We start from the raw sequence: 7988 nt of genomic DNA, 5'->3' as shown, positions 1-7988 counted from the left end.
CTTTTCTTTCTCGTATCATTTGAGTAACTCCTATGAAATAAAATTATATACTTTTAATTTTACTTCATAATTCAGTAAAAACAAAGACTGATGACACTTTGTCAGCAGTCTGAAAAAAGGAATTCATCCAAAGAATGAATTCCTTTTTTAATTAAGTACTCTCCTTTATTCATTTGTTTTCTCCCCTGTTCATCGTTAGTGGTTATAGTATTTTTCTTAACTTTTCAGCACTATACTCCTTTATCACTCTCTCATTTGTATCTGTACATACAATAATTCTTAGATTATGTTCTCCTATTTTTAAAACTCTTCCTTTTAATTTAGTACCAAGTATGTTTACTGGAGTATCTTTTTTTAACTCTTTAACCGAACTGCTCCCGCAATATTTACAGCTTTCTTCACTCTCGAATATTCTTTTGCAGACTATACAGTAAAATAGTTTCATTAATCTCTCCTCCATTTATTTATAATAGTATGTTAATAATTACTACTATTTATATTTTACTTTCACTTGCTAGAAAAATTAACCAGTATTTTCCTCTTTTTTTCTCTTTCTTACTTCTTTATTCTACAAATACTTAATTACTAACAGCTAAAATATAATATTTATTAATTAATAGGAATAAATTGTTAACAAGGTGGATATATGGATAAAGAACAAACATTAATTAGTAAAGTATTTAAATATAAAATAATTTAAATTGTTGGGGGGCATTGAGTATGATAAATAGATTACCTAAGGTTGCCTATTTCTGTATGGAATATGGACTAGATGCATCAATAAAGACTTATGCTGGTGGTCTTGGAATTCTTGCCGGTGACTACATGAAAGGAGCAAAGGATTATGAATTGCCTATGGTGGGTATAGGAATCAAATGGAAACAAGGTTATACTGATCAAAGAATTGATTCCAATGGAAGACCTTTTGATACTTTTCTTAACAATGATTATGATTGTTTAGAAGATACCGGCATAAAGGTTAATGTTACAATACGAGAAAGAAATGTTTCATGTAAGGTTTGGAAGGTAACTAAATTCGGAGTATGTCCTCTTTATCTTCTAGATACCGATCTTGCTGAGAATCAAGATCCATGGATAACTGGTCAACTTTATGGTTGGTTTGGAGAAGAAAGAATAGCTCAGGAAATGGTTCTCGGCATTGGTGGAGTTAGGGCTTTAAGAGCTTTAGGTTATGAAGCTGATGTTTTTCACTTCAATGAGGGTCATGCTGTATTTGCTGGTCTAGAATTATTAAGAGAAAAAATGCATAAAGGCATGAATTTCAAAGAAGCATATAATGCTACAAGAGAAGAAATAGTATTTACAACTCACACTCCAATAATCTCAGGTAATGAATCACACTCGTTACAAAGTATACTATATATGGGAGCAAATAATGGATTAACTCTAGAACAATTAATTGAAATTGGAGGATCTCCATTCAATATGACTATTGCAGCACTTAGACTTTCGAGAATATCAAATGGTGTTGCTCAACTTCATAAGAACACATCAAATCAAATGTGGGCACATATAGATAATAAATCAGAAATAATTGGAATAACAAATGCTATTCATATTCCTACATGGGTTGATCAATCCATGCTAGATGCTGCTGAAGGCAAAGATGATATCTGGGAAAGACATATAAAAAATAAAGAAGCATTAATAGATTTCATATATATAAGAAATGGAATTAAGCTTGATGTTAATAAATTACTTATTGGATTTTCAAGAAGAGCTGCTTCTTATAAGAGAAGCAATCTAATTTTTACAGATAATTCAATTATTGAATCACTGCTAAAGAAGAGAACGATCCAAATAGTACTTTCAGGAAAGGCTCATCCTTTTGATAATAGTGGAAAAGAACTTATCCAAAACATTGTGAAAATGACTAAAAAGTATCCAAACTCCGTTATATTTCTTGAGAATTATGATATAAACATTGGAAAGTTACTAACTAGAGGTTCTGATATATGGTTAAACAATCCGAGAAGGCCCCTTGAAGCTTCAGGTACTTCTGGAATGAAAGCTGCTATGAATGGAGTTCTTAACTGCTCAATTCTTGATGGATGGTGGCCAGAAGTATGCATGCATGGTATAAACGGATGGCAGTTTGGAGGTGGTAAGAGCGTTGATGACTTTAATACAGAAGCTGAATTAGATGCCCATGACTTAAAATCATTATATACTGTACTTCTAAATGAAGTCATTCCCACATATTATGAAAATAGAGATAAATGGATTAATATGATGAGAAACTCAATTAACAGTTGTAAGCATTACTTCTCAATCAAAAGAATGCTAGAGGAGTACTATAAATTAATGTATATAAAGAATAAAACTGACTAGGCATCACACCTGCTCAGCTTTAGCCAAAGTTCATTATATAAAATAGCAACAAATAACATTGCAATCCTTCCCTTTTAAATAAAAGTAGGAATTTAATAATTCCTGCAATATAAATAAAATTGGATAGGCATTGAGCCTATTCAATTTTAGCTAGGCTTCACTTTTGTGTGAAGTGGTAGCAAATCAACCCTCTTTATTAAGCCCTCCCTATAGCTTTTAAAACTGTAGGGAGGGAATTTAATAAGCCTATTTTAATATAAATAATTACTGGTTTTTATAAAGATAAATAACTTTAATTCTTAATTTAATATGAAATTGTATATCCTAAATTATATATTCAGTTATGAAGTTGTATATTTCTCTATATAATACGGATTCATTTACTTATGAGACACCCTTGTTGATTCTCTTTCTATGAACTTTGTTTCTACTATATGGTAATTTAGACTATCTTCTTTACTTTCAAGACTATCAATCAATATTTTTGTTGCATAATACCCTAACTGTTTAGCGTTTATATCTACCGTGGAAAGTGGTGGATCTTGGTATTGTGCTAGAGGTATGTTATTAAAACCTATAATAGAAATATCCTTATTAACATTTACTTCTTTCATTCTCTTATTTGCTCCAAAGGCTAAGAGATCATCAGTTGTAACTATAGCTGTAACCTTTTTATATTGAAGTATTCTTACACTAGCTTCATACCCACATTCCTCATTAAAGTCATTCATCTCATAGATAAGATTACTATCTACTTCTATGCTTGATTTATAAAGAGCATCCCTATATCCTCTCAATCTATCCTTTGACATGTTCCGTTCTTCTGATCCCCCAATGAACCCTATGTCCCTATGTCCCTTGTTAATCAAATAATTCACGGCCTCAAACATAGCTTTATAGTTATCATTATCTACCCAAAGCACATTTTCCTGAGCCTCAGGTCTTCCGATTACAACAAAAGGAAATCCTTTTTCATTTAAATACTGTATACGCTTGTCTTTAGACTTGGAGGTTAATAGTATAATTCCATCAACGTTCTTACTATTTATATAGTTACTTATAAAAGCTAGCTCTTCATCTTCACTTTTACCAAAAGTATACATTATAGAATATCCCATGTTTTGAGCATATATGCTTATACCAGTCATAGCTTGAATAAAGAACGGATTCTTGAATAGGTCTTCTTCTCCACTTGGTAGAACAAGCCCTAAGGTCTTTGTAACATTATTAGCTAAGCTTCTAGCTATTGCATTAGGATGATAATTAAGCCTTTTTACGATCTCGAGCACTCTCTCTTTTGTCTCATTACTTATTCTAGGACTCCCCGCTAGCACTCTCGATACTGTTGAAGGTGAAACATTTGCCTCCCGTGCAACATCTTTTATTGTGGTGTTCATATATGTTCACTCCCTATAAACCTGTATATAAATATTAATAATATAACATTACCTTCTAGCAACATTACTGTCAATAAAATTTAATAGGCATCAAGCCTATTAAATTTGAGCAAATTAAAAGAATATATATTAAGATAATATTCGAGTTACATTTCCTAATAAGGATAAAATGTCGAAAAAACCTAACCTGAATTGAACAAAAATTTAGCCAAATTTCACTTTGTAGAAAGGCGACAAATAACCGCACACCTATTGAATTTAAGCGTGCGGCTTAACAAATACAGTTTTTAATATTATCTATCTAAATTATATTCAACTTAATCCAAGGAAATCCTATTCTTCTTATTTACTTTCTATTAAAGCAAGTGCAACAGCTCCAATAACGCCCGCATCAGTTCCCAAAGCTGCTGGGACTATTTTAGTGTTTTTTGCCATAGACTTAAAACATCTTTCTTTTACCACTTCGTTTACCTTATCAAATACTATTTTTCCGCCCTTAGAAACTCCTCCACCAATTACAACCATTTCTGGATCAAAGGAAGTAATAACATTTGAAACGCTTATTCCTAAGTAATGTAAAGCTGTATTAAGTATATTTTGAGCTTCAAAGTCTCCATTTTCTGCTTCCTTAAATACTTCATAAGATGTTATGTTTTTGTAATTAGATAAAGATGTTTTTTGTCCTTTTTCTACTACTTCCCTTGCAAACTTTCCTATAGCAGTACCTGAAGCTAATGCCTCTGCACAACCATAATTACCGCAGTTGCAACGTGGACCATTTTTTTCTAAAGTCATATGACCTATTTCTAAAGCATTGCAAGTATTTCCCCTATATATTTTTCCATTTAATATAGCACCTCCACCTATACCAGTAGACACTGTTATAAATACCATATTATTTGTTTCTTTTCCTGCACCAAAAACATACTCTCCTATAGCTGCTACGTTAGCATCATTATCTAAGTAAACAGGAATATGAAATTCATCTACTAAAGGCTTAACTATATTAAAATTTTTAAAAGGGAGATTAGGCGTAGTTATAATTTTTCCTTCTTTAGCATCTAATGGTCCTGGGGAACCTATACCTATGGATACAATTGCATCCTTATCTAACTTAGACTCCTCTATTACTTTTTTTACAACAGCTATTATTCTATCTAATACTGCCTTTTCTCCTTCTTCTGCTTTTGTAGGAAGCGTATACTTAAAAATTATGTCTCCTTCAAAATTTGCAACAGCTCCACTTATCTTCGTTCCACCTAAGTCAATTCCTATTACGTATCTATCTTTCATTTAAACCACCTCGTTACATCAATTAATACTCTATTGCTTCAATAACAACTATACATACATTTAAGTTTAGATTTACTTTTTCTACATTAACTTTTACTAAACTATCTCTACCTCTACACCATAATGATCTGATACTATTGGTTCATTTATATTATTAAATATGACTTTAGAGTACTTAACATCTACTTTTTGATTTGCAAGAATCAAATCTATTCTTAGATCATTTTCATTTAAATCCCAACCAGCTATTTTGCCTTTTACTGTTACTCCACAATCCCTTTCCCTAGCAATGGAGAAAGTATCATACATACCTTTTTTTATTAAGTAATCATATCCTTCATTTCTTACAAAAGCATTATTGTTAAAATCGCCCATCAAAAACGTCAACCTATCTTTTTTAGTGTCATTGAGCAACTTATCTACTTGTTCTGTAAAAGATTCTTCGTCATCCTGCCACCAACCTAAATGACAAGAGTAAAAATCTATAATTTCTTCATTTATTTTAATTGAAGCTCCTAAAACCTTTCTACATTTCCAAAAAGCTTTGTCCTTACTCCTGCTTACAAAAAAAGAATGACCTTCTTCTATTTGGTGTTTGGTTATAATACTTATTCCTTCTTCATAGATACCATAAGCTATATGAGAATAATCCCAAAGCATTTTATATTCGCTGCATCCTAATTGCTTTAATTCATTTAGTAAAACTAAAGCAAAATTTCGATCATTTACCTTACCACAAACTAAGTTTCCTTCTATATGTTGATTTACTTCCTGCAGCGCAATCACATCATAATTTTTTTCTTTTATTGTTTTTGCTATGATTTTTATTTTTTCTTCTTGATTGTCTTCCAACCAAGAATGACAATTTAAAGTTAAAAATTTCATCTTAAACTCCTAAAATATCTATAATATTTGATTTTATAATATCTGCTTTTGGTCCATATATAGCTTGTACACCTTTATCCTTTATTATTAAGCCTAAAGCTTTGTTCTGTTTCCATTCTTTCTCTTTAGCTACTATATTTATATCTTTAACTGTTATACGAAGACGAGTCATGCAAGCATCTACATCTACTATATTTTCTTTTCCACCTAGTAATCCTATGACATTGTAAGCCAACTCATCCTTTATAGTGTCTTTTGTTTTCTTTTGTTCTTTGGAAGAGTTATCATTTTCTACTATATCTACATCATTACCGGCACGTCCTGGTGTTGCAATATTAAGTTTTCTAATTAAAAAGTTAAACATAAAATAACTTACAAAGAAGAACAGTACAATCATAACAATAAAACTGATTAAATCCTTTACAAGGCCTCCATTTACAATCATTGGAGTACGAGTTAAGAATTCTATAAAACCAAATGCATGAATACGTAAATTAATTAAATCTGCTACAGCAAAAGTGATTCCTGTTAATACTGCATAAGCTCCATATAAAATAGGTGAAGTAAACATGAACATGAATTCAATAGGTTCTGTAACCCCTGTTAAAAATACTGCAAGTGCTGCAGAAAGATACATTGATTTATATTTTGCTCTTTTATCTACATCTACATTTCTGTACATAGCTATTGCAGCTGCTATTAATGTAGCAGAAGAAGTAATCATTTGACCAACTTTAAAGCGAGCTGGATGAACTGTAGCAAGTAAGTTATTATATGTGCTCATATCCCCTAAAGCTCTTAAATTATTTAAATCAGTAATCCAAGCTAACCATAATGGGTCTTGACCGTATACAACCTGCCCTACCTTATCCCCTGTTAATATGTTATAAATTCCTCCAAGCTGAGTGTAATTTATAGGAATTGTTATTAAGTGATGTAGACCAAATGGTAATAATAGACGTTCAAGAGCTCCATAAATAAATGTTGATATGAATGGTGCACTATCTTTTGATGTAGCTATCCATCTTCCAAAGCTATTTATTGCTGTTTGTACAACTGGCCAGAATATAGAAAGTACTACTCCAAAAACAAGTGAATATGCTATAACTACAAAAGGTACAAAACGTTTACCATTAAAGAATGAAAGAGCATTTGGTAACTTACTATAATTATAATACTTATTATATAGTGCAGCACCCACAAAACCTGAAATTATACCAATGAATACTCCCATATTTAACGCTGGTGCGCCAAGTACTGATATAAAATAATCTTTAACTAAAAGGTTACCACCTAAAATATTAGTTGCAGTAGCGTTAGGATCTGCAAGCATAGCAGATGATATCCCAAATGTAGCTCCTGTTATACGGTTAATTAATATAAAAGCTATAGCAGATGCAAAAGCTCCACCGGCACGTTCTTTAGCCCATGAACCTCCAATTGCTACTGCAAATAATAAATTTAGATTAACTATCATTCCCCAACCTATATCTTCTATAATACGTGCAATAGGTTGTACTACTGACAGGTTTCCTAGAAATATTCCTGTAACTTTTCCTAAAGAAATCATAAGACCCGCAGCTGGCATAATTGCAACAACTACTAGTAAGGCCTTACCAAACTTTTGCCAAAAATCAAATGAAGTTAATTCAGTTTTTTGTAATTTCATTTCTCTACTCCTCCCATACCCATAAGTACTTTTAAAATTCTTTAGTTTTTACAAAGTTTTTATTAATATACTACCACAGTGTGCAATCGTTTGCACTGTAATTAAATTATACTTTTTATTGTAAACATTGTCAATAAATTATTAATTTTTTTAGTTTTTATTATAATAAAATTCAGGTATATTACAGTTCTAACTGCTACAGAAAATTAAAACTTAATAGTGATCATGTCTATTAAGTTTTAATTAGATTTTCTATTAACTACGAAGCCATGTACTTCTATACGTGTTCGTAGTCCACATACAAAAGATAATAATTAACGTACCTCTTGATGTATTAAACTTTTATATTTCCATCCCTTTAAAGGTCTCAACTTACAAATTATAGTAGGTTT

Annotated in this window: 6 protein-coding genes; 1 reads left to right on the top strand and 5 read right to left on the bottom strand. The window is 31.2% G+C overall.

Annotated features, from left to right (window positions below):
- Positions 1–202 precede the first annotated feature (202 nt).
- The gene (locus CPJCM30710_RS09505; protein ID WP_212903939.1) at positions 203–445 is read right to left on the bottom strand and encodes a hypothetical protein; all 243 of its coding nucleotides are present in this window, start codon (positions 443–445) and stop codon (positions 203–205) included.
- A 275-nt stretch (positions 446–720) separates the two neighbouring features.
- On the opposite strand from CPJCM30710_RS09505, the gene glgP reads away from it, so the two are divergent.
- Positions 721–2352, top strand: coding sequence for an alpha-glucan family phosphorylase (glgP, locus tag CPJCM30710_RS09500; protein WP_212903938.1), 1632 nt, complete (start codon positions 721–723; stop codon positions 2350–2352).
- Between the two features lie 380 nt (positions 2353–2732).
- On the opposite strand, the gene CPJCM30710_RS09495 is transcribed toward glgP, so the two are convergent.
- From CPJCM30710_RS09495 to CPJCM30710_RS09480, 4 genes are all read right to left on the bottom strand, one after another.
- On the bottom strand, positions 2733–3749 hold the full coding sequence (locus CPJCM30710_RS09495; protein ID WP_212903937.1) for a LacI family DNA-binding transcriptional regulator: 1017 nt from the start codon (positions 3747–3749) through the stop codon (positions 2733–2735).
- Between the two features lie 342 nt (positions 3750–4091).
- Complete coding sequence (locus CPJCM30710_RS09490; RefSeq protein WP_212903936.1) at positions 4092–5042, bottom strand: ROK family protein; 951 nt, start codon at positions 5040–5042, stop codon at positions 4092–4094.
- A gap of 96 nt (positions 5043–5138) precedes the next feature.
- Positions 5139–5927, bottom strand: a complete 789-nt coding sequence (locus CPJCM30710_RS09485) for an endonuclease/exonuclease/phosphatase family protein (protein WP_212903935.1) — start codon at positions 5925–5927, stop codon at positions 5139–5141.
- A gap of 1 nt (position 5928) precedes the next feature.
- Entirely contained in the window at positions 5929–7596 is a 1668-nt protein-coding gene (locus CPJCM30710_RS09480; RefSeq protein ID WP_212903934.1) for a PTS transporter subunit IIBC, read from the bottom strand.
- Between the last annotated feature and the right edge of the window lie 392 nt (positions 7597–7988).

The organism is Clostridium polyendosporum (genome assembly GCF_018332455.1).
In the GTDB taxonomy this organism is placed as follows: Bacteria; Bacillota; Clostridia; order Clostridiales; family Clostridiaceae; genus Clostridium_AY; species Clostridium_AY polyendosporum.
The sequence above is the reverse complement of the archived record's forward strand: the minus strand, read 5'-3'. Positions and strand labels throughout refer to the sequence as shown.

Excerpts from the sequence above, each read along its gene's own strand:
- CPJCM30710_RS09495 (WP_212903937.1), bottom strand. The coding sequence starts at position 3,749 with ATGAACACCACAATAAAAGATGTTGCACGGGAGGCAAATGTTTCACCT.
- CPJCM30710_RS09485 (WP_212903935.1), bottom strand. The coding sequence starts at position 5,927 with ATGAAATTTTTAACTTTAAATTGTCATTCTTGGTTGGAAGACAATCAA.
- CPJCM30710_RS09480 (WP_212903934.1), bottom strand. The coding sequence starts at position 7,596 with ATGAAATTACAAAAAACTGAATTAACTTCATTTGATTTTTGGCAAAAG.
- CPJCM30710_RS09490 (WP_212903936.1), bottom strand. The coding sequence starts at position 5,042 with ATGAAAGATAGATACGTAATAGGAATTGACTTAGGTGGAACGAAGATA.
- glgP (WP_212903938.1), top strand. The coding sequence starts at position 721 with ATGATAAATAGATTACCTAAGGTTGCCTATTTCTGTATGGAATATGGA.
- CPJCM30710_RS09505 (WP_212903939.1), bottom strand. The coding sequence starts at position 445 with ATGAAACTATTTTACTGTATAGTCTGCAAAAGAATATTCGAGAGTGAA.